The organism is Streptococcus sp. NLN64, from assembly GCF_015831295.1.
Lineage (GTDB): Bacteria > Bacillota > Bacilli > Lactobacillales > Streptococcaceae > Streptococcus.
Genome location: NZ_JADXDQ010000033.1, coordinates 1 through 21,538 on the forward strand (window position 1 = coordinate 1; position 21,538 = coordinate 21,538).

At 41.9% G+C, this 21,538-nt stretch carries 19 protein-coding genes and 1 pseudogene; 17 read left to right on the forward strand and 3 right to left on the reverse strand.

Features of this window, described 5'->3' with window-relative positions; translation table 11 throughout:
• From I2503_RS09510 to I2503_RS06015, 3 genes are all read left to right on the forward strand, one after another.
• On the forward strand, nt 1-192 hold a 192-nt coding region (locus I2503_RS09510), incomplete at its 5' end, for a hypothetical protein (protein WP_210766809.1).
• Nucleotides 193-371: 179 nt separating this feature from the next.
• A complete protein-coding gene (locus I2503_RS06010; RefSeq protein WP_196967336.1) occupies nt 372-782 on the forward strand; it encodes a DUF1492 domain-containing protein in 411 nt (136 codons plus the stop codon).
• Between the two features lie 1,162 nt (nt 783-1,944).
• Nucleotides 1,945-2,463 (forward strand): hypothetical protein, encoded by a 519-nt coding sequence (locus I2503_RS06015; protein WP_196967337.1) that lies wholly within the window; start codon nt 1,945-1,947, stop codon nt 2,461-2,463.
• A gap of 198 nt (nt 2,464-2,661) precedes the next feature.
• Here I2503_RS06015 and yghU read toward each other — a convergent pair whose 3' ends face one another.
• A complete protein-coding gene (gene yghU / locus I2503_RS06020) occupies nt 2,662-3,450 on the reverse strand; it encodes a glutathione-dependent disulfide-bond oxidoreductase (RefSeq protein WP_196090915.1) in 789 nt (262 codons plus the stop codon).
• 120 nt (nt 3,451-3,570) lie between these two features.
• Nucleotides 3,571-5,925, reverse strand: coding sequence for an HAD-IC family P-type ATPase (locus I2503_RS06025; protein ID WP_196967338.1), 2,355 nt, complete (start codon nt 5,923-5,925; stop codon nt 3,571-3,573).
• Nucleotides 5,926-6,009: 84 nt separating this feature from the next.
• Here I2503_RS06025 and I2503_RS06030 point away from each other — a divergent pair, with 84 nt between their 5' ends.
• From I2503_RS06030 to I2503_RS06070, 9 genes are all read left to right on the forward strand, one after another.
• A complete protein-coding gene (locus I2503_RS06030) occupies nt 6,010-6,747 on the forward strand; it encodes a 1-acyl-sn-glycerol-3-phosphate acyltransferase (RefSeq protein WP_196967339.1) in 738 nt (245 codons plus the stop codon).
• Between the two features lie 43 nt (nt 6,748-6,790).
• A complete protein-coding gene (locus I2503_RS06035) occupies nt 6,791-7,420 on the forward strand; it encodes a helix-hairpin-helix domain-containing protein (RefSeq protein WP_196967340.1) in 630 nt (209 codons plus the stop codon).
• Between the two features lie 15 nt (nt 7,421-7,435).
• Complete coding sequence (locus I2503_RS06040; protein WP_196967341.1) at nt 7,436-9,682, forward strand: DNA internalization-related competence protein ComEC/Rec2; 2,247 nt, start codon at nt 7,436-7,438, stop codon at nt 9,680-9,682.
• Between the two features lie 330 nt (nt 9,683-10,012).
• A complete protein-coding gene (locus tag I2503_RS06045) occupies nt 10,013-10,306 on the forward strand; it encodes an antitoxin (protein WP_196967342.1) in 294 nt (97 codons plus the stop codon).
• Entirely contained in the window at nt 10,299-10,637 is a 339-nt protein-coding gene (locus I2503_RS06050; protein ID WP_196090921.1) for a type II toxin-antitoxin system RelE/ParE family toxin, read from the forward strand. Before I2503_RS06045 ends, I2503_RS06050 begins: the two co-directional genes overlap by 8 nt.
• A 263-nt stretch (nt 10,638-10,900) precedes the next feature.
• Nucleotides 10,901-11,776 carry an ABC transporter ATP-binding protein gene (locus tag I2503_RS06055; protein ID WP_196090922.1) on the forward strand — a complete coding sequence of 292 codons (876 nt, stop codon included), beginning with the start codon at nt 10,901-10,903 and terminating at the stop codon, nt 11,774-11,776.
• Nucleotides 11,773-12,504 carry an ABC transporter permease gene (locus I2503_RS06060; RefSeq protein WP_196090923.1) on the forward strand — a complete coding sequence of 244 codons (732 nt, stop codon included), beginning with the start codon at nt 11,773-11,775 and terminating at the stop codon, nt 12,502-12,504. Before I2503_RS06055 ends, I2503_RS06060 begins: the two co-directional genes overlap by 4 nt.
• 1 nt (nt 12,505) lies before the next feature.
• Nucleotides 12,506-13,591: a histidine kinase gene (locus tag I2503_RS06065; protein WP_196090924.1), complete on the forward strand. Its 1,086-nt coding sequence runs from the start codon at nt 12,506-12,508 to the stop codon at nt 13,589-13,591.
• 2 nt (nt 13,592-13,593) lie between these two features.
• Nucleotides 13,594-14,190: a response regulator transcription factor gene (locus tag I2503_RS06070; protein ID WP_196967343.1), complete on the forward strand. Its 597-nt coding sequence runs from the start codon at nt 13,594-13,596 to the stop codon at nt 14,188-14,190.
• Nucleotides 14,191-14,537: 347 nt separating this feature from the next.
• On the opposite strand, the gene adhE is transcribed toward I2503_RS06070, so the two are convergent.
• Nucleotides 14,538-17,186 (reverse strand): bifunctional acetaldehyde-CoA/alcohol dehydrogenase, encoded by a 2,649-nt coding sequence (adhE, locus tag I2503_RS06075; RefSeq protein ID WP_196967344.1) that lies wholly within the window; start codon nt 17,184-17,186, stop codon nt 14,538-14,540.
• Between the two features lie 148 nt (nt 17,187-17,334).
• On the opposite strand from adhE, the gene holA reads away from it, so the two are divergent.
• The 5 genes and pseudogenes from holA (at nt 17,335) to I2503_RS06095 (ending at nt 20,817) form a co-directional block, all read left to right on the forward strand.
• A complete protein-coding gene (holA, locus tag I2503_RS06080; RefSeq protein ID WP_196967345.1) occupies nt 17,335-18,375 on the forward strand; it encodes a DNA polymerase III subunit delta in 1,041 nt (346 codons plus the stop codon).
• Between the two features lie 60 nt (nt 18,376-18,435).
• Complete coding sequence (locus tag I2503_RS06085; protein ID WP_196967346.1) at nt 18,436-19,041, forward strand: superoxide dismutase; 606 nt, start codon at nt 18,436-18,438, stop codon at nt 19,039-19,041.
• Between the two features lie 284 nt (nt 19,042-19,325).
• A pseudogene (locus I2503_RS09640) lies at nt 19,326-19,515 on the forward strand (family 1 glycosylhydrolase); the annotation flags it as partial.
• A 257-nt stretch (nt 19,516-19,772) separates the two neighbouring features.
• Nucleotides 19,773-20,201: a hypothetical protein gene (locus I2503_RS06090; protein ID WP_196967347.1), complete on the forward strand. Its 429-nt coding sequence runs from the start codon at nt 19,773-19,775 to the stop codon at nt 20,199-20,201.
• Nucleotides 20,202-20,244: 43 nt separating this feature from the next.
• The gene (locus tag I2503_RS06095) at nt 20,245-20,817 is read left to right on the forward strand and encodes a hypothetical protein (protein WP_196967348.1); all 573 of its coding nucleotides are present in this window, start codon (nt 20,245-20,247) and stop codon (nt 20,815-20,817) included.
• Nucleotides 20,818-21,538: the final 721 nt, after the last annotated feature.

The following is a 21,538-nucleotide window of genomic DNA, read 5'->3' on the forward strand; positions in this document are numbered from 1 at the left end:
TACCCCTGGAGTCAAGACCAGCCAACTATGGTGGTAAGCAATGGTATTTTATTTGCCCCGATTGCGATACACGTAGACGGGTACTGTATGGGGTTGTCGGATCAATGGCTTGCGGTGAGTGTCAAGGAATCTATAAACAGACTCGGAACAGGACTAAAACAGATTGCCAATATTGGTGGGATATGGCGCTGAAGGAAATCAGAAAGCTAGAGCCGAATTTTAGACCACCAAGGGGCTATGTAAGTTATGGCGATTTTCCAAATCGTCCCAAGTGGATGAGATGGCCTGACTATCTGAATCGCTGGAGGAAGTTCCATAAGTACATGGATAAAGCCCAAGCCCTATGGCTCAGAGGGTGGTAGAATATTGCTATGACTGATATTAAGAAACGATTGAACAGACTCAAGAAAATCCCTGAACGGTTGCAAGAAATCAAAAGGGAAATCGAATACTTGGAAAGTAACCCCATAGCTTCCCAGCAGTTTGAGAATCAACCCAAAGGCAAAAGCAACAGGAACACCGCCGAGGATAGAACCATCAATACCATTGACAGGTTGGACGAATTAAGAAACGAGTATGGCGCGTGCTTGGATGAATCTTGGGAATTGAGGGAAGCTTTTGAGTTGCTGACTGATCCGCTGGATAATATGGTTATGAGATTGTTCTACATCAACGGCCATAGCTGGGACGAAGTAGCTAGGACTTTACGGGTCAGCAAGGCCACCATCCAACGGGCTAGGACTAGAGCCATTGAGGAGTTGGCTGAGTTGCTGGGCGGGTGAGGTTATAGAACTGACAAGAGTAGTTTCAAGTACGCTTGTTAGGATATGGTGAACAATGGTATCACGTTGCCAACTCACGCGCCACAGAATCAATTTAGACGAACGAGACCATGCCATTTTGAAGTGTTAGCCGTTAGCTGGTAAGATTATCCCATAGGACACTAGAACGCCACACAGGACGAATGAGGGGGATTGTAGAAGGTGGATGAATCGAGCAGGAAAAGGATTAGGTCATACGGTCGCAGTAGAACGCAGTAGGTAACAGAACGAAGCTCGAAGGAAGCACGAGAATACCCCCACCCTGAAAAAATTTGAGTTTAAATTTTGTTTCGCCACCGGTGGTGGGGTCGATTACGGAGATATTTGCATTTTCTCGCGTACGACCCCCCTCCCCCCCTGATTTTCCAAAGTATTATAAAATGACCGTGTTTCTATAAACACAGTCGGGGCGCGTGTTTGCTGGGATTTGGTTGAATTGGATTGCTGGGACTCACTTAGCCGAAAAGACTCAAAAACAGGTTGGATTTTGTTAGTTTTGACCCTAAAATGATTGTGTTATACTTGATTTAGGCAATAAAAAAAGCGTAGCTGATCGCCACGCCAATTCTTGCCTACTGAACCCGTAAAATGTTAGTGCCCGTTACAGGGCTTTTTTTTGCGCCAAAATTTGCGCACCCTTGAGGGTATGGATATGGATAGATATGAATAGGTGAAAGTGCCACAAATGCCTAAAAGTCAGCGTTTTAGGGGGGATATGAATAGATATGGAGGCCTGCGATTGAGTTTGCTCAAAAATAAGGACAGCTCTGAGAAATGCTGTCCTATCTTAAATGATAAAAGGAAGGACTAGTTTTGTCACAGATAAGGTTTTTCTTTATTGACTGGACTTTTTAATTCTATTTTTCTTTGAAAATTTCTGACAATAGGTGTAGAATAATCTTGGAAGTAAAGTAGAGGTCTTATTCATCCTTATCGGCAATGATTTCTTGAACTATCCGACTTTTTATAGCGTTTATGAACGCTCTCTGGTCTACCTGGAGTCTGGAGATCGAAAAAAGGAGGTCAAGATGACAAATGCTGAAAAAATACCTGACGTCAATACAGATAATTTCAAGAAATTGAAAACGACGTTCATCCAAACAAGAAAAGGAGATTGTGGAGTATGACCCTACAAGATGGCTATTCAAAATCTGAAGTCGATTTAAAACTGGATAAAATCGAATCGGATATGCACCATGGATTTGAAAATGTGAAATTACGCTTCCAACATTTGGAGGAAGAAATAGATAGGCGCTTTGAACAAGTGGATAAGCGTTTTGAACAAGTGGATAAGCGTTTTGAACAAGTGGATAAACGATTTGAACAGGTGGATAAGCGCTTTGAACAAATAGACAGGCGCTTTGAACAAATTGAAGATCATTTGATAAAAATTGACAATCGTTTTATACAAATTGATGGCCGCTTCAATCATTTGGAAAAGCGCTTTGAGCAATTCCAAGAACAAACACTCACTGTGATTGGGCAATTGGATCAGAGTTGGGATTTGAAGTTAGAAAACTATTTTTACAAGTATGATGAGAAAAGAAGAAAGGATCAGAAAGTCTTCATTCGTTGGTTGATTGGATTTGGATTCATGTTCCTGATTTCAGTTCTCTCCAACATCATCTCTACACATTTTTAATGTAGCTAAAACTAGTTTATACTCAATGAAAATCAAAAATTAAACTAGGAAGTGAGCCGCAGACAGTACTAGGGTACGGCAAGGCGAAACTGACAATGGTTAAATTTGTTTTTCAAAGAGTATTAATGAAAAAGTGAACCCTAGTTTGTCTCTCCTAGTTAGGAGTCTCGGGTTCACTTTTTTTATAGTTCAGTCAGTCTAAATTTCCTGATACTCAACTTCCAATGCTCGTTGAACGGCTGGACGCTGGGCGATTTTGTCAGTCCAAGCTTGGAGATTCTTGTACTCTTGGACATTAAGGAAGATGCCGGCTTTATCCCAAATCTTGTCTTGGGCGAGACGACCGTACCAGGACCAGATGGCCATATCCGCAATGGTGTAAGTATCGCCGGCAATATAGGGTTTCGTTGCGAGCTCCTTGTCTAGAAGGTCTAGCTGGCGTTTCGCTTCCATGGCAAAACGATTAATGGCGTATTCAATCTTTTCAGGAGCGTAGTGGAAGAAATGACCAAATCCTCCTCCCAGGAAGGGAGCAGCCCCTGTTTGCCAGAAGAGCCAGTTGAGAACTTCATTGCGTTCTGCAGGGTCACTTGGGAGGAAGTGATTGAATTTTTCAGCTAGGTAAAGGAGGATATTTGCGGACTCGAAAATCCGAACTGGCTTGTCACCAGAGAGATCTAGAAGCGCTGGAATTTTAGAGTTGGGGTTGATGGCTACAAAGTCGGAACCGAATTGATCCCCGTCTCCAATTTTAATACGAAAAGCATCATAATCTGCTGCAGTGACTCCAAGTTCTCGTAACTCTTCAAACATAATCAGTGGTTTGATTCCGTTTGGAGTTGAAAGGGAGTAGAGTTGGAAAGGTTTGTCACCTCGTGGCAATGTTTGTTCAAAACGACTTCCAGCTGTTGGCTGATTAAGGCCGCCCCAGGCTCCACCCATTGCGGCAGGGTTTTCCCAGATTTCTGGTAGTTTGTATTTTGACATAATGGACTCCTTGTTTCATTTGCTACCGTTATCCTAGCAAATTCAACCAAGCTTTTCAAGTTTTTGCTACAGTTAAAAAAGCTGAGACAAAGGTCTCAGCTTGAAGTTTAGGCTCTTCATCTAGGCTGTTGCCATCATCTCTTTGGGATAATAGCGCTTGGAGAAGAGAATGAAGATTAGGGTAAAGATTGCTGCAAGCACTAGGTAGACTGGCCAAGTATTGGCTGTGAGAGTGCCGATATGCAAGAGTCCTTTGAGGAAGTAGGCGGAGAGGAAGAATCCTCCTACTGACCAGAGTATCAAGCCCACGCGCCATAGGTTGAGTGGGAGGCAGGCCCGGATAACGGCTAGGAATGAAATGGTTCCGAGTAAGTAGTAGGAGAGAGTGCCGATTTCCATACTTGACCAACCGGCAATACTTCCATAAATTTGACTAAAGAGCACTGATACAATAATCATCAAGGCGTTTGGAAGAGCTAGGAACATGGACTTCTTGAGGAAGCGAGGCTCTACTGGTTTGATGTTGCGTTCGAAAGTCAAAACAAATGGTGGGAACCCTTCGACGAATTGATCGACCAAGGTAATTTGGATTGGGATAAATGGGAAAATCATGATCCAATCTGCCCGGAAGAAGAGGACAGTGGCCATACAGATGATACTTAAAATGAAGGAGTAGATTGTTTTAATAAAGAAGATTGGTGCAATCTTACCGATATTATTCACAACCCGCCGACCTTCAAAGAGGATCTCAGGTACATCGTTAAAGTCAGAGTTCAAAAGTACTAAATTGGCAATTTGTCGAGTTGCCGGATCCCCTTCTGCCATCACAATGGACACGTCAGCTTCGCGAAGGGCAAGAATATCATTTACGCCATCTCCAGTCATGGCAGTGGTGTGTCCTGCTGTCTTAAGGGTTTGGATAATCAAGCGTTTTTGGTGAGGGGAAACTCGTCCAAAGATTGCTGTAGTAGGAACTGCCGCTTCTAATTCTTCATCTGTGACTTTAGAGCAGTCTAAGTATTGATCGTAGTTGTGGAAACCAGCCTTAGCAGCAACATTCGAAACAGTGACAGGGTTGTCCCCAGAAATGATTTTGAGGTCAACGTTTTGAGAACGAAGGTATTCCAGCGTTTCTGCAGCACCTTCACGAACCGGATCGGAGATTTCTAAAATCGTCAAAGTCTCGAGGTTATCTGGCAGAGAAGGGTGTTCCAAGTTGATAGGGTCTGGGCTCCATGCGAAGGCTAGGACACGAGAACCTCGTTCTTGAGCAGCTTGAATAAAGTCGGTAGTTCCATTTACTAAGAAGTCTGTTGCTCCGAGGTAGAAACTGCCTTTCTGTTCAAATTGGATGGCTCCCCATTTTCGATCACTGGAGAAAGGGATAACAGCTGCCAAGACTGCTTCCGTCTCTGATTGTGAAACAAAGTTGCGGATGGCACGCGCTGTTGGATTTTTATCCTCGGAATGGCTCATGTAGTGCGCCAAGTTTTCCAAGATGGTTTCCTTGGATAAATCTGTGGAAAGGACTTCTAAATCTTCAACGGTCATTTTCCCCTCCGTAATGGTTCCTGTTTTGTCTAAACACAGGGTATCCACTCGGGCTAGGGTTTCCACAGAGTACATTTCCTGAACCAAAACCTTACGCATTCCCAGCTTGATAACAGCTGTTAGCAGGGAGGTGATGGTCAAGAGGGCAATCCCTTTTGGCAGCATACCTAAGAGAGCTGTGGAGGTATTAACCACTGAATCTTTTAACGGAAGCATTTTCATGACAAAGGCTTCAAAGAAGAGAATCAAACCGAAGGGGATAATGATTTTTCCGGTAAAATTGGCGATTTTGTTCAATTCGGAGAGTATCTTAGAGTTGATGGGTTTAACTACTTTGGCTTCGGTCATCAACTTGGCAGCATAGTTGTCGGCACCGACCCGAACAATCTGTGCTTGAACCTGACCGGATGCAAGGAAGGAGCCGGAAAGCAACTCATCATCGATATTCTTAGGAACAAGATCGCTTTCACCCGTCAGCATGGCTTCATTGGCTTCAGCCATTCCCGAGATCACCTGAGCGTCACTAGGAACTTGCTCACCAGCGGCTAGTAGAATCACGTCGTCTAGCACGAGTTCTTCAGAATCTACTGCGATTAATTGGCCGTCACGGTAAACCTGCACTTGCTCCTTGTTGAGCAAGTTTAGTTTATCAATCATGTGCTTGGCCCGAAGTTCGGTCACAATTCCGGAAAAGGCGTTAAAGCAGATAACCGCGAAAAAGACTAGGTTGGACCAGGCCTGAACCAACATCAGGGCGACCGCAATCGCAAAGTTGAGGGCATTAAACAGGGTGAAGACATTTCGCTTCACAATGTCCCAGGTGCTGGTCGAAGCATCGGCGTTAAATTGGTTGACCTCATTGCGTGCAAGGCGCTCGTCAACCTGGGCTTGTGTTAGCCCAATCAATTGTTCTTTCTTATCCATATCTCTTATCTTATCAGATTTGTTTTAAAAATACTATTTGCGTGCTGAAAAAGCTTGGGGTATAATGTCAAAAAAGGAGAGAATATGTTTTATACTTATCTGAGAAGTCTGGTCGCCCTTTTGTTATGGGCTGTAAATGGCCCCACTCGTTATGAAAATCTTGATAAACTACCTGCCCCTGAGACCAACTACGTTCTAGCAGCGCCCCATAAGACGCTCTGGGATCCTGTTTACCTAGCTTTTGCGGCTCGGCCTAAGCGCTTTATTATTATGGCCAAGCAAGAACTCTTTAAAAACCGTATTCTTGGTTGGTGGATTCGGATGTGTGGGGCCTTTCCGGTGGATCGGGAAAATCCAGGTCAAGAAGTTTTGAAGTACCCTGTGCGGATGTTGCGAAAAAGTGATTTTTCGCTGATGCTGTTCCCATCTGGAACCCGTCACTCTTCTGAACTCAAGGGAGGTGTAGCTGTTATTGCTAAGACTGCTAAAGTTCCTATTGTACCAGCCTTTTACCAAGGTCCAACAACCATTGGAGGGCTTTTGAAGGGCCAACCGGTTACCATTCGAATTGGTGATAGTATCGATATGAGCGACATCAAGCGCCTCAATAGTGAGGGACTAGCAGAAGTTTCCACGCGTCTCCAGGCTTCCTTCGATCAACTGGAAGCGGAAATCCAGCCGCAGGGGCGCAGCCTCTTGACTTGGTTGATTCTGCCTATCCGTCTTGTGGTTTTACTCTTTGTGTTGGTCTTGATTCTTTTGACCGTCCTCTTTAGCTGGATTGCCTCTTTTGTCTATCAACCAACTATTGATGTGAAATAGTTTTTTCTTTTTTTCTCCGAATAAAAAAGTAGGAGGAACGCCTATGCACAATTGGAAAGAACTGATTCGCCAAAACGCTTTGCCACTGCTCCTGGTCCTAGGAGTAGTGGCTTTTTTCATCTATAAACAAGTGACATCCCAGCCTCAGGTGCAAGCACCTGTCGTGGCGGTGTCCAAAACAAGTCAGACGCTTCAAAATACGCAGGAGCAGCCAGTAAAATCTGAGACTGGAAAAATCACGGTGGATGTTAAGGGGGCGGTACACAATCCTGGTGTCTATGAACTGTCCAGCCCAGCCAGAGCCCAAACAGCTATTCAAAAAGCAGGCGGCCTAACTTCTGAGGCCGACCCGAATGGACTCAACCTGGCTCAATTACTCAAGGATGAAGCGGTCGTCTATGTCCCTCGAGAAGGTGAGGTTCCTACCATCGCGTCGGCAGCACCGGTAGGGGTGAAAGCAGTTGGTTCGTCTGACTCTGGAAAAATAGCTCTCAATCAGGCTAGTGCAGAAGATCTGCAAAAAATCCCTGGAATTGGCAAGAAACGCGCAGAAGATATCTTAGCTTTTCGGGACCAAAACGGAGGTTTTCAATCCATTGACGACTTGAAAAAAGTATCAGGAATTGGGGAGAAGACCTTGGAAAAAATCAAGGATCATGTCCAAGTGGATTAGAGGAGAGGGACTGTGATGAAACAGTTTGTTCAGAGTGTAATCCAGAAACTGTCGCTTTCTCATGTCGCTTTTCTGACAGTTTTATCCTATTTTACTTGGGCCACTCTCCATCCTTTGCTGATTATTTTCTGGCTACTGTCAATGTGCTTCCTTTACTGGAATCAAGGGAGGGAGGTCTTTTTGATGCTGACTCTGATGTTACTGATCTTAGGCGTTACTTGGCAGTTGCGCCTGAAGCTCAGTCAGGACAAAGCGGCAATGGAGCTGGAGGCTCCTCGTCAGGTTTTTGTTAAACCAGATAGTTTGATTTACGAGGAGGAGAGTCTCAAGGGGGTCGCACAATGGGAGGGGCATTCCTATCGCTTTACCTACCGATTAAAGGAAGGAGAAGATCTTCGTTTTTTGCAAAAGGGCACTAGTTTGCCATCACTTGTGATTGAAGGAGAACTGGGAGAAGCGCGTGAGCAGGAGAATTTCGGAGGTTTTGATTATCGGGCTTATTTAGCAAACCAAGGGATTTACCACACTTTGAAGATTACCAAAATCGAACAAGTGACCTGGCAGGAGACATGGAATCCTATCGACAAGCTATCCATTTGGAGGGCCGCTTGTATCGGCTGGATTCAATCCACCTATCCAGAAGAATTGGCCTCTTACATGACGGGCTTATTACTGGGCTATCTGCCAGCGAGTTTTGAAGACCGTGGACAAGTTTATCGCCAGTTGGGAATTTTTCACCTTTTTGCTCTTTCAGGCATGCAGGTTGCTTTCTTCACCAAACTTTATCGACGAGTGTTTGCTCGCTTGGGGCTGACCAAGGAAAGTCTCAATCGGCTCCAATGGGTCTTTTCCTTCATATATGCTGGTCTGACTGGTTGGAGTCCATCCGTTTTGCGAGCCTTGGTTCATCAGCAATTAGCTCTAGTAGGTTTGCGAGGGATGCAACAATTCTGGGTACTGATCTTACTGCTGGCCGGACTAGCCCCGCACTATTTTCGAGATATGGGAGCCATCTTGTCCTTGAGCTTTGCCCTTGTTTTGCAAGTTCTGGCTCAAGATAGATGCCTAGCGACTGGTCGGAAGCAGGCTCCCATTCTCGCCCTTGCAAGTTTGCCCGTTCTTTGTCTCTTTTTTAGTGAATACCAGCCCGTTGGGATTCTTTTGACCTTTTTATTGTCTCTTCTTTTTGACTGTATTCTTCTCCCCCTTTTCTTGACTTTACTCTTCTTAGTTCCTTTGACAAAAGGGGAAGAGGTCAACAGTCTTTTACAAGGTTTGGACTGGTGCTTGCAAATGGCCCAATCCTATTTACCTGGCCCCATCATATTTGGTCAACCGTCATTGCCAGTCTTTCTTGGCTTATGTCTCTGTCTGGCCTTTATGTGGGATTTTCGTTCCCATAAAAGACGAGTTCGTTTTTGCTTTTCCCTCTTTTTAACAGGGTTACTCCTGACCAAATTTCCCTTGGTTAACGAAATAACTCTGGTCAATATTGGTCAAGGGGACAGTATTTTTCTTAGAGATTGGCAAGGACGACATGCCCTTATTGATGTTGGAGGCAAGGTCAGTTTTGGACCTAAGCCCAAACAGGATACCAAAGCCAATGCCGAGTATAGCTTGATTCCGTATCTCAAATCCAGAGGAATCAACCATTTAGAACAGGTTTTCCTCACCCATCCGGACGCCGACCATGTCGGTGACCTTTTGGCCGTGGACAAAGCTATCCCTATTTCTCATATCTATGTTAGTCCTGGAAGTCTTCACAAGGCAGGTTTTTTAGACACGTTAGAGGCCACCCAAGCTCAGATCCATCTAGTTGAACCCGGTCAGACTTGGCCTATTTTTGATAGACAGCTTCAAGCCCTCTATCCTTTGGAGGAAGGGCAAGGGGATAACAACGATTCCCTTGTTCTATATGGTCAGTTTTACCAAACTCGTTTCCTTTTTACCGGAGATTTGGAAAAAGAAGGAGAGGACGTTCTCATGAACTACTATCCAGACTTAACGATAGACGTTCTGAAACTGGGCCATCACGGTAGTAAAGGCTCCTCAACACCCGATTTCTTGGATTACCTCCATCCCAGCCTAGCCCTGATTTCAGCCGGTAAAGACAATCGCTACCACCACCCTCATGAAGAAACCCTGGAGCGACTAAGAGAACGGGACATCCCTTGGCATCGAACCGACCAAGAAGGCGCCATCCGACTTTATGGCTGGTGGAATTGGAAAGTAGAAACCGTCCGCAAACTAGAGGAAGAGTGATACTCTTTTAATTTCAAAATCTAACATTGTCAAGGCTCATCGGTGAACCTATTGATTGCGTGCCTTGCACGCCTTATCGCAAATATTCAACAGGTCTCCCAGACCTGTTGAACTACCATCGTGGCCTTTCCTCGTCATTTTTTCAAAGTTATTCGAGTATTCTGATTTTGAAGTTAAGTCGGTATGAATACTCGTGGAGGTAGGTGGCCTTTAATTACTGGAGTAAATCTAGTGGTCATTCTAAAATCTTTGAAATGAGAAATGATTGATAAAGCGGGAACATTTTGTTAGTATGTATTTACAAATTGTATTTATAACATGGAGGGAAATATGGCAAACACTCAACCCGTTAATTTTAGAGCTGATACAGCTTATTACCAACAAACAAAAGATACCTTAAAGAAGGAAGGACTTACAGTATCAGATATCCTAAACGCAACACTAAGGAAAGTTGCTACTGGAGCCGTAGATCCCAAAGTGTTTGTAACTAGTGATCTCGAAGATTCATCCTATGTTGTTGCTTTTCAAGACTTAAAAAGAGAAGTCTTACGTGGTCACCGGGAAATCATGGATGGTAAGGTGACTCCTTTAACGGAAGTGAGAAAGGAATTTGGACTTGAGTAACCAAAATGTCTATGATGTTTTTCTTTCAGATCAGGCTAAGTCTGATCTGCGTGAAATACGAGACTACATCCTTAATAACTTTTATAGTCAACAAGCAGCAGATAGTAAGACTGCTTTGATTTTGAGAGCACTGGAAACACTAGAAACCTTTCCTGAGGTCTGTCCTCTTGTCTCTAGTCGAGGTTATGGGGAATTGACGGACGACGGCAAACGCTATCGATATATGCCTATCGAAAATTACTTAGTCTTTTATTATATTGAAGGATACAGAGTCTGTGTGGCTCGAATTCTAAGCTCAAGGCAGAATTGGGCAGCCCTATTTTTGAAATAAATCAAATGACATCTCTTATATAGAGGTGTTTTTTTTAGTTTGGTGTTTTATACTCTTTTAGTTTATCTTTTATTACTGTGTTAGCTCGTCTTGCCGTACTTCAGTACTGTCTACGACTCGCTGCCTTGTACTAAAAGTAAACTAAAAGACTATATCTGTGGAGATACTATTTACCTGACAAATGTCATAAAAAGTCATGACATTCAGTGCTAGTTCTGATAATCAGTAAGGAGTAGACTAGAGCTAGATTAGGAGGAAATGATATGATTCATGTTGAAAAGTTAGTCAAGGAAATAAAGGGGAAGCGAATAGTCGACACCATATCTTTTGATATTGCTGCTGGAGAGAGTGTAGCCGTCATCGGTCCTAATGGTGCTGGTAAAACAAGTTTGATGAATTGTTTGACTGGAAAGTGGAAGGCAAGTACCGGGTTAGTGAGGGTCAATGAAAAAGCTCCTTGGGCTAAAGAGAATAAGGGGAACTTGGCTGTTTTAGGGCAAGAGAATGTGATTCCTGTAGATTTGAAGGTTAAAGAGTTATTGGCTTTCTTTCAAGATATTTTTCCAGATTCTCTCAATGATGAGGAGCTGGATAGACTTTTACAGTTTTCCCAAGAGCAAAAAAATTTATTAACTCAAAAATTATCGGGTGGACAACGACGACTTCTGGCTTTTGTGCTTTGTTTGGTTGGAAAACCCAAGGTCTTGTTCTTGGATGAGCCGACTGCGGGTATGGATACCAGTACTCGGAAGCGTTTCTGGGAAATTGTGGAGGAGTTAAAGGCTCAGGGGCTGACCATTTTTTATTCGAGTCATTATATTGAAGAGGTGGAGCATACTGCGGATCGGATTCTTTTGATTCATCAGGGAAAACTGTTGCGGGACACAAAACCAGAATTGATGAGAAGTGAAGAGCAGGTCAAGGTTGTAACCTTAGCAAGAAATTGGATGAGTACTCTATCTCCTCATCTCTACTATGAAGTAGAGGATAAGGGAGAGAATGTGAACTTTAAGACTCAAAATATTGAGGAAGTCTGGGAGGAGCTATCAGCCCAAGGTTGTAGCATTACAGATGTTCAAATTCAGAATAAGAGTTTGTTAGATATTTTATTTGAGCAAACCAAGGAGGAGAAGCGATGAAAGCCTTATTAAAAATTGAAAGCTTGAAACAGGTGCGTAGTATGTGGATTTTTGCACTAGGTGTTGGTATGCCACTCATTTTCTTTCTAATTTTCTCCTCAACTATTGATTTCGGAGATCCCAAGGTTCAAGCAGTTTTCGTTCGAAACTACATGTTGACAATGACCTCGTTTTCCATGTCTAGTTTTGCCTTGTTTACTTTTCCTTTGATGCTACATGAGGATCGAAAAAATCACTGGACAGATTTTCTTCGCTATTCACCGATTTCAAGCTCTCGTTATTACCTGTCTAAAATCTATCGGGTTTTTCTAACCTACTTGGTGTCCATTCTATTAGTGTTCTCAGTGGGAGCTTTGGTACGGGGTGTTTCGATGTCTCCTTGGGAATGGGGAGGTGCGGCTTTCTTGCTAATACTAACGTCAATTGTTTATTTAGCAATTGGACTTTTAATAGGTTTCTTACCATCAGAACAATCCATGTCCGTGGTGGCCAATATATGCTTTTTCATCCTAGCTATTTTGGGAGGATCTTGGATGCCAATTTCGGTGTTTCCAGAATGGGTTCAGAGAATTTGCAAATATACCCCAGGCTATCATGTCAATCAAGCTGTTCTTAGTTTCGTAGAAAATTCCCGTTTGAACTGGAAATCTTTAGCATTTGTTGCGATCTATACCTTTATCTTCCTAGCTATAGTACAATATAGTAAACAGAAGAAAGAGGGGAATTAGGATGTTTGAAAAGCGAAAAGTCAATCCGATGTATTTTATTGGGCTTATTTTTCTCATTTTTCCCATTGCATATGCATGGGGCGATGTAGATTTTCCTGTTATAGTTGGATCGTCTCTTTTGTTTGGTGCCTTCTATATTTCCTTGCTTTATACTCGAAATCCCTTGTATGAAAAAGTCGCTTGGTTTTATATGCTGGTCTATATTCTGTATATGTCCTTAGAAAGAAACTTACAGTTTTCTTTGTTTCTCTTTAATCTCTCAAATTTATTATCCTGGCATTATACGGAAGATCGTTGGACTTTTCGAACTATTTCCTATATCTTGGCTCTAGCTATTTGTTTAGGGTGGGCTATTCTAGGGCCTTTTACTTGGGAGACTGTGGTCTTTATGTTTGTTCTTCATTCTTTTGCTTTGTTTATGTTTTATGGTGGTCGTCAGGAAATGGCAAAAGAAAAAATGGAAAAGCAGTTGCAGGAACAGAATGCCTCCATTAACCTTCTTATTGGGGAAAACGAACGAAATCGCATTGGGCAAGATCTTCATGATAGTTTGGGGCATGTTTTTGCGACTATGGCCATAAAAGCAGAGTTGGGGTTAAAGCAATTGGAAAAAGGGAATTTGTCGGCGGTCCAACAAGAATTAGAGGATTTGCAGGCTACGAGTCGAAAGAGTATGATGGATGTCAGGAACATTGTCAATCAATTGAAGTATCGGAGTTTGGAAGAAGAACTACTGCAATTGCAAGAAGTGTTTGAAATGGCAGGGATCGATTTACAAGTCCAAAAAGAATTGGAGGTGTCGAATTTATCACCAGTTCTCCAATCCAATCTCACCATGATGGTAAGGGAGTTAGCCAATAATGTCATTAAACATGCGGAGGCTGACCATGCTTGTTTACGATTTAAAAACTTAGGAGATCAGATGTTAGTCGAAATGGAAGATGATGGCAAGGGCTTTTTGAATCAGACGACTACGGAACTTGTCTCTTTGCGCAATCGCTTGTCATTGATTCATGGCCAAGTGACCATCGAATCACCCAGTCGTCCAACCCTAGTCCGTCTGAGTCTACCTTTTAGAAAGGAGTAACCATGAAATTATTAGTAGCAGAAGACCAATCTATGTTGCGGGATGCCCTGTGTCAGTTATTGCTTTTAGAAGATGAAGTTGAACAGGTATATGCTGCCAAGGATGGTCGGGAAGCCATTGATTTACTCCTGCAAAAAGAAGTAGATGTTGCTATTTTAGATATTGAAATGCCTTATGTAACGGGATTGGAAGTTTTAGAATGGATTCGTGAACATCAAGAGGTGCGCGTGATTATTGTAACGACTTTTCGGAGAACTGGTTATTTCAAAAGGGCTTTGACAGCAGAGGTGGATGCCTATGTGCTAAAAGAACGTTCGATTTCAGACCTAATGGTGACGATCCGCAAGGTTTTACAAGGGCAAAAGGAGTATTCTCCAGAGTTGATGGAAGAAATGACGCATTCGACCAATCCTCTCAGTCCTCGTGAAATTCAAGTTTTAAAAGGGATAGCTCGTGGCTTGTCCAATCAAGAGATAGCTCAGGAACTCTATCTCTCTAATGGTACCGTTCGAAACTATGTGACGAGTTTGATGACAAAACTTGGAGCTAACAACCGAACGGATGCTCTGATTATAGCTCAGAAAGAGAATTGGATTTAGTGATACATTTAAAATCTAATCATGTCAGGGCTTTCTGATGAATGGCATTAACAATCTAGACTAAATATGGATAATCCTCCAAATTAAAGGTTTTGGAGGATATTTTTGTATATATAAGAAGATGAAAACAGACCGGCTGATGCCGGTCTGTTTATCAGTTTTATATTAGACTATATACGAAATCAGCATACTCGAGAAATTTCAAAGAGATGACTAGGAAAGCCGATGAAGGTTGTTCAACAGGTCTGGGAGACCTGTTGAATATTATCGATAAGGCGTGCAAAGCACGCAATCAATAAGTTCACCGAAGAGACTTGACAACGTCAGAATTTGAAATTTAATGAGTATTATTTGATGCGTCCTGGGCGTTCTTTATAGCCGTAGTAAGCGTCTTCGATAATTTCTTGCATATGCTCTACAAGAGCCAGGCGTGGGTTGGCTGGGGTACATTGATCTTCGTAAGCTAGTAGGGCAAGATCACGAGAGTGTTTTTTGAGTTCTTGCTCGTCGACTCCCTGTGCTTTGAGGTTCATCTCAATACCAACGCGTTCACCGAGGTCATAAACAGCCTGTGCATAAGCTGCGACAGCTTCTTCTGGAGTAGAACATGGTAGACCAAGCATGCGGGCGATGTCTTGGTATTTTTCATCAGCCTTGTAGTAGTTGTATTTTGGCCAGGTTGCTGTTTTGGCGGGACGTGTACCGTTGTAGCGAATCACGTATGGCAAGAGGATTGCGTTGGTTCGTCCGTGAACAGTGTGGAACTGAGCTCCCAATTTATGAGCGATGGAGTGAGAGATACCGAGGAATGCGTTGGCAAAAGCCATTCCCGCCATGGTTGAAGCATTATGCATTTTTTCACGAGAAACAAAGTCGGCATTCTTCACAGAATTTTCCAAGTTTTCAAAGACCAATCGAATGGCTTGAAGGGCTAATCCATCTGTATAGTCATTGGCAACAGTTGAAACATAGGCTTCGGTTGCATGGGTTAGAACATCCATACCGGTGTCGGCAGTGACGTGAGCTGGAACAGTCATAACCAAGGCTGGGTCAACGATGGCGACAGTTGGTGTGAGTGAGTAGTCTGCAATTGGGTATTTACGGTTATTGGCTTTGTCTGAGATAACAGCAAATGGAGTAACCTCAGAACCGGTACCAGAAGTAGTTGGGATAGCAATGAATTTTGTTTTCTTGCCAAGCTCAGGAAACTTGAAGGCCCGTTTGCGGATGTCCATAAATTTTTGAATCAAGTCATGGAAATCAACTTCTGGTTGCTCATAAAAGAGCCACATGACCTTGGCAGCATCCATTGCGGATCCCCCCCCAAGTGCAATGATGGTATCAGGGTTGAAAGTCCGCATCATCTCGGTTCCCTTGTAGACGGTTGTGATGTCTGGATCTGGTTCAATATCGGCAAAAATTTGGTAAACAATTTTGTTCCGACGGAGATGGAGTTGTTCAAGTATACGATCGAGGAATCCTAATTCTACCATTGAAGGATCTGTTACAATCATAACGCGTTCTACATCACGGCATTTTTGGAGATATTGGATGGAGTCGCGTTCAAAGTATGTTTTGGAGGGAACTTTAAACCATTGCATATTATTTCTACGTCTTCCTACTTTTTTGATGTTTAAGAGATTGATAGCACTTACGTTGTCACCAATTGAGTTACGTCCATAAGAACCGCATCCAAGAGTGAGAGATGGTAGGAAGGAATTGTATACATCTCCAATACCGCCGAAGGTGGATGGTGAGTTCCAGATAACCCGAATAGCTTTAACCAAGTTACCAAAGTCCTTGGCAAGTTCAGCATCTTCGGTATGGATGGCAGCGGAGTGTCCAAGTCCATCGAATTCCACCATTTGACGAGCTTTGTCTAGGCCATCTTCACGAGAATCTGCTTTTAAAACAGCAATAACTGGAGAAAGTTTTTCGCGAGTCAAGGGTTCTTTTGGACCGACTTGTGAGACTTCAGCAGCTAAGATATTGGTGCCTTCTGGAACGGAGAAGCCAGCTTGTTCAGCAATCCAAGCCGCTGGTTTCCCAACGATATTCGGATTCAATTTGGCAAGGGCACAGTTCTTCCCATTTGCTTTAGCTCCGAAGCAGAATTCTTCGAGAAGAGCTTTTTCTTTTTTGTTTACAAAATAGGTGTGGTAGGATTTGAATTCGTCACTAAACTCTTCATAAATTTCTTTGTCAATGATCACTGCTTGTTCGGATGCACAGACCATTCCATTATCGAAAGATTTAGACATAACGATGTCGTGTGCGGCTTGGCGAATATTTGCAGTTTTTTCAACGTAGGCTGGCACATTTCCAGCACCAACTCCTAAGGCTGGTTTTCCACAAGAGTAGGCAGCACGTACCATGGCATTTCCACCAGTTGCTAGAATCGTAGCAATTCCGGCATGGTTCATAAGGGCTGCAGTTGCTTCCATGGATGGTTGTTCAATCCATTGAATACAGTTTTCAGGAGCACCCGCTGCGATAGCGGCATCTCGAACGATACGAGCTGCATGTGCAGATGATTCTTGTGCGGAAGGGTGGAAGGCAAAGATGATTGGATTCCGAGTCTTCAAAGAAATCAATGATTTGAAAATTGCTGTTGAAGTTGGGTTCGTGGTCGGTGTGATTCCGCAGATAACCCCAACTGGTTCAGCAATTAAGGTAAGACCAGTAACGTCGTCTTCTTCGATAACTCCGACGGTTTTAGTATGGCGCATGTTGTTAACCACGTGCTCGCAAGCAAAAAGATTTTTAGTTGCCTTGTCTTCAAAAACACCGCGACCTGTTTCTTCGTAGGCATGCATGGCCAAAGTGCCATGTGCGTCTAAAGCTGCAACAGAGGCTTTAGCCACAATATAATCAACCTCTTCTTGATTGAGCTTACGCATTTCCTCAAGGGCAATCAATCCCTTAGAAACCAAGTCATCGACATGAGTTTGAGCTAGTTGTTCTTTTTCTTCTTTTGTGATAGTTTTTTCAGTCATACTACTCTCCTAATCTTTGTTAAGTATTTCACATTTATTATTATAGCGCATTCGAGATTGTTTGTAAAGTTTTTCACAAGGTTTTTTTAAAAAATTTCAAATAGGCTGAAACAGGAATTTTTGCTAGAATAGAAGAAAAGGGGGAAGCATGACAGCGATTCGACAAGTAGAAAAAATGACAGCAGGGGATTTTCCAGCTTTAACTGTTGTTGCTGGAGAAGATGTGGGGCAGTTTTCTTTACTAAAGGAAGAAGTACTCCGTAAAATTGGCTTTGATCCAGCTGATTTAAGTATGAGCCGCTTGGATATGCGGGAAACTCCTTATGTACAGGTTCAGGAAGAGTTGGAAAGTCTGCCTTTTTTTGCAGAAAATAAGTGGGTAGTCTTGGATTCTTTTCTGGATTTGACGACGGGGCGGAAGCGTTATTTGTCAGATGAGGATCTCAAGCGTTTTGAAGATTATGTGCAGAATCCAAGTGCTGATACCAAGGTTCTTATTTTTGCGGAAGGCAAGCTGGATGGAAAACGTCGTTTGGTTAAATTGCTCAAACGCCAAGCCCTATTATTAGAAACCAAAGAGCTCAAAGAGAAGGATTTTCGTTCCTTTTTACAGGAAGAGTTAAGAAATCGAGGTTGGAAGCTAGGGGCAGATTTACAGGATGTCTTGCTGGAGAAGTCTATGTTGAATGTTAGCCTGCTTCGTCAAAACTTAGCCTTTCTGGAAGACTACGGCAATCTAGCTACTTTGACGGTTGAAGAACTGCGACAGCTACTCCCCAAAACCTTACAGGACAATCTTTTTGATCTCTCTAGTCTTCTTTTACAGGGGAAGTTGGAGGCAGCCAGGTCTTTAATGGCGGATTTACGGCTCCAGGGCAAAGATGATATCCAAATCCTTGCGCTATTACTCAGCCATTTTCGCCTCTTTCTCTATGTGCGGTTCCTCAGTCCCTCTACTGAAGCCAACCTGGTGGCTGAATTGAAAAAATTGACGGGGATTAGTTACAATCCTTACCGAGTTCGATTTGCCCAAAGAGATAGCCAAGCACTCCCAACCAGCTATCTACGCAAGATCTATGAAAAAATGATTCAAACGGATTATGATATGAAAACGGGATTGTATGACAAGGCCTATTTGATGGATCTGTTGATGATTGAGATGGTGCAAGGTCTCGAGCAGGAAAATTGAAATAACAGCGTTTTTGAAGTATGATGGAACTAAGGAAAAAAGAAAGAGGTAAAATTGAGTATGACCTATACAGTACCTGAATTACCATATGCATACGATGCTTTAGCACCACATATTGATGAAGAAACCATGCACTTGCACCATGATAAGCACCACCAAGCTTACGTTAACAATCTAAACGCTGCCTTGGAAAAACACCCTGAAGTGACAGCAGATATTCTAGATCTCTTGAAAGATGTTGAGTCTATCCCTGCTGATATTCGTCAGGCTGTCATCAATAACGGTGGTGGTCATGTCAATCACTCCCTTTTCTGGGAAATGATGACACCAGAAGCTACAGCTCCATCTGCGGATTTAGCAGCAGCCATTGAAGCAACCTTTGGTTCCATGGATGCCTTCAAAGAAGCCTTCGCCGCTGCAGCAGCAACCCGCTTTGGTTCAGGCTGGGCTTGGTTGGTGCTCAACGCTGAAGGAAAATTGGAAGTTGTCTCTACACCTAACCAAGACAACCCAGTATCCAATGGTCAAGAACCACTTTTAGGCTTGGACGTATGGGAGCACGCTTATTATGTAAGCTATCGTAACCTTCGCCCAGACTACATCAAAGCCTTCTGGAATGTGGTTAACTGGAATAAAGTATCAGAGCTCTACGCAGCTGCAAAATAACGACAAAGAAGAAAAAAGAGTCTGAGACAGGCATAAAGATGTCTGTTCCAGTCTCTTTTTTAGTATTTAGGTATAAGAAGAATAGGTTAGAGAAGTACCCACCGGATAGTGAAATTAAATGCTAAACTTTACAGGAATAGATTAGTTTGTTCACTATCCTTGATCCATTTGAGTAGATTAAGAATGCTTTTTAATGATTTCCGTATCCACGAAGTAAAAGTCTAATTGACGACCTATTTGTTCCTCTGTTCGGATTTAGATAGAAAGAAATCAAGGTGGCCGATTTGTCTAAATTTCCTGATAATTTTTATAGGGGGTGCGCTAACAGCCCATCAATTGGAAGGTGGATGGAAAGAGGGTGGAAAAGGTCTTAGTGTTGCTGATGTCATGATCTCTGGCAGTCATGGGGTGCCACGTGAAATCACAGATGGAGTTTTGGAAGGAAAATATTATCTGAACCATGAAGTTATTGAATGAAATTAAGGAATGTTGATTATGAAAAAAGAAATAGAATCCAATAAAATCACTTAAAACAAAAAATATCATAAAATGCTGCTACACTACGTTATAGCAGATAAGTAGGCATGTTGACACATACCTACTTATCTCATAAAAACTCTATGGATACAAAAGTATTGATATAACCAATATTTTTTATGAGTTCACACTTGAAAAAGTAAAATCAATTTTTGAATCAGACTAAAAAATTAGTAAAGTAGGTAGGAGATTTTATGAACACTTACAAAGTGGTGAGGGACAAAGGAACAACGATCGTTCTTGGGAAACCAGATGGTTCGATTTTAGAGATCACAAGAGAATATTTTGATTTTCTGCCTGAATTAGGTGAGGAAGTAGAAGTGTACACTGATAATGATAAATATTACATAAACCGATTGAAAGGTGGTACGCCAAAAACTATTTCAGATGAGAATAGTAAGGATGGCTTAGGTCTTGATACACAAGTTCAAATGTTTCGTATTATTGGTTCAATCTCATTGCTTTTAGGTAATTTCTTTTTAGGAATCGTATTTGTCCCATTAGCGCTTGTTATGGGAATATTATTGATAAATAAACATGACAAAACATTTGGATACTTTTTAGTCGGTTTGGGCGCTGTTGAATTAGTGTTCTTAATTGCTGCCCTGAGTATGATTTACTAAAAATGGTCAATTATTGGTTTATTCAAAGTAATGGAGAACAAATATGGTGAGAGTTATAGATTTAGTAATTTTAGTATCTTTTTTTAGCTTTGTAGTTACCATTATTGTCTTAATATTAAGTTTGTTTAATAAGTTAGGTCTAAAAAAATATAGACGAAATACAGCAATTATTCTAATTGTTAGTCTTGTGACATTAGTCGTCTCTTCACTCAATTATTCATCGGCTGGATTAAATTCTGATGTTGCATTTGAGAATTATGGAGCATTTTTCCCAAGTCAATTTGAAGAGGTTAATTTTGATGCATGGAATCATGATGATTTAGAAATAGACAAAAAAATAAAAGTAACTGGTAAAGTCGCTCAGGTTCAAAGTACAAATTCATATACTGTATTACGAGTTGCTGTGGAAGGTGATTATAATAAAATTATTTGGGCTGAGATTGATAATGATGTTTATAGTAAAGTAGTCGCCGAAAATGACACAGTAACAATATACGGTTATAACAAAGGTCTTTATACATATGAAACTGTAATGGGCAATGAAATGACCATTCCTTCTATCATAGTCAGGGAATATGAAACCTCCTATGATAAAGAAAAATCATTAGAAAATTGACAATGTCATTAAGTTAAGACCTAGAATCTAAAATTAGACCACTTTGGAGTTCAAAATGATATCTGACTTTCTAAAGTGATCTTTTTTGTGTATGCCAAATGAAGGTTTTTAAGCCCTTTTTAAAAGTTTTGATACTCTCTATAGGTGAAGCTAATTACTGATTGATTTTTCAGTCGCCTTTCAAACGTCCGACCTGGACGGATGTTTGATAAATGTTTCTTTATGTAAGTTTTTAATTTAGAAGAAGTGAGTCTGTTCTTTAGAAATTGCTTGCAGAAATAAATAACATCAGAAAAGCTGGTTTGCTGGTTTTCTATGCAGGCATTGTATCACTAATTTTCATTATGATCCATCTACAGAAGTTAAACTCTGTAAAACGTGAATATATTTCTTGAAGCCCCCTCTCTCTTCTTTGCATGAAAATTAACTAGTTCTACTCTTTAGGTCTCTAAAAAAACTCTATGCCCCATCTTAGGGTATAGAGTTTTTTTAATTTCAATGAATAAACATGGCATCACCGAAGCTGAAGAAGGGGTAGCCTTCATCGATAGCGTGTGGCTATTTTTCCATTTGTGGGAGTTGATATCTAATTCTAACCCCAATTATTCATACCTAACTTAAAAACCTTCCAGAAACCGTATTGATCACAGGGTTTCTGGAAGGTTCTGCTTTTCACCCATTGGGTGAAACATTCGACTAGACAAAAAAGGATTTCCCCTTT

Bases quoted from the DNA above. Each gene is read 5' to 3' on its own strand.
- I2503_RS06090 (WP_196967347.1), top strand. From the start codon at position 19,773: ATGAACACTTACAAAGTGGTGAGGGACAAAGGAACAACGATCGTTCTT.
- I2503_RS06070 (WP_196967343.1), top strand. From the start codon at position 13,594: ATGAAATTATTAGTAGCAGAAGACCAATCTATGTTGCGGGATGCCCTG.
- I2503_RS06095 (WP_196967348.1), top strand. From the start codon at position 20,245: ATGGTGAGAGTTATAGATTTAGTAATTTTAGTATCTTTTTTTAGCTTT.
- I2503_RS06015 (WP_196967337.1), top strand. From the start codon at position 1,945: ATGACCCTACAAGATGGCTATTCAAAATCTGAAGTCGATTTAAAACTG.
- I2503_RS06065 (WP_196090924.1), top strand. From the start codon at position 12,506: ATGTTTGAAAAGCGAAAAGTCAATCCGATGTATTTTATTGGGCTTATT.
- I2503_RS06045 (WP_196967342.1), top strand. From the start codon at position 10,013: ATGGCAAACACTCAACCCGTTAATTTTAGAGCTGATACAGCTTATTAC.
- I2503_RS06055 (WP_196090922.1), top strand. From the start codon at position 10,901: ATGATTCATGTTGAAAAGTTAGTCAAGGAAATAAAGGGGAAGCGAATA.
- yghU (WP_196090915.1), bottom strand. From the start codon at position 3,450: ATGTCAAAATACAAACTACCAGAAATCTGGGAAAACCCTGCCGCAATG.
- I2503_RS06030 (WP_196967339.1), top strand. From the start codon at position 6,010: ATGTTTTATACTTATCTGAGAAGTCTGGTCGCCCTTTTGTTATGGGCT.
- I2503_RS06085 (WP_196967346.1), top strand. From the start codon at position 18,436: ATGACCTATACAGTACCTGAATTACCATATGCATACGATGCTTTAGCA.
- I2503_RS06060 (WP_196090923.1), top strand. From the start codon at position 11,773: ATGAAAGCCTTATTAAAAATTGAAAGCTTGAAACAGGTGCGTAGTATG.
- adhE (WP_196967344.1), bottom strand. From the start codon at position 17,186: ATGACTGAAAAAACTATCACAAAAGAAGAAAAAGAACAACTAGCTCAA.
- I2503_RS06010 (WP_196967336.1), top strand. From the start codon at position 372: ATGACTGATATTAAGAAACGATTGAACAGACTCAAGAAAATCCCTGAA.
- I2503_RS06025 (WP_196967338.1), bottom strand. From the start codon at position 5,925: ATGGATAAGAAAGAACAATTGATTGGGCTAACACAAGCCCAGGTTGAC.
- I2503_RS06035 (WP_196967340.1), top strand. From the start codon at position 6,791: ATGCACAATTGGAAAGAACTGATTCGCCAAAACGCTTTGCCACTGCTC.
- holA (WP_196967345.1), top strand. From the start codon at position 17,335: ATGACAGCGATTCGACAAGTAGAAAAAATGACAGCAGGGGATTTTCCA.
- I2503_RS06040 (WP_196967341.1), top strand. From the start codon at position 7,436: ATGAAACAGTTTGTTCAGAGTGTAATCCAGAAACTGTCGCTTTCTCAT.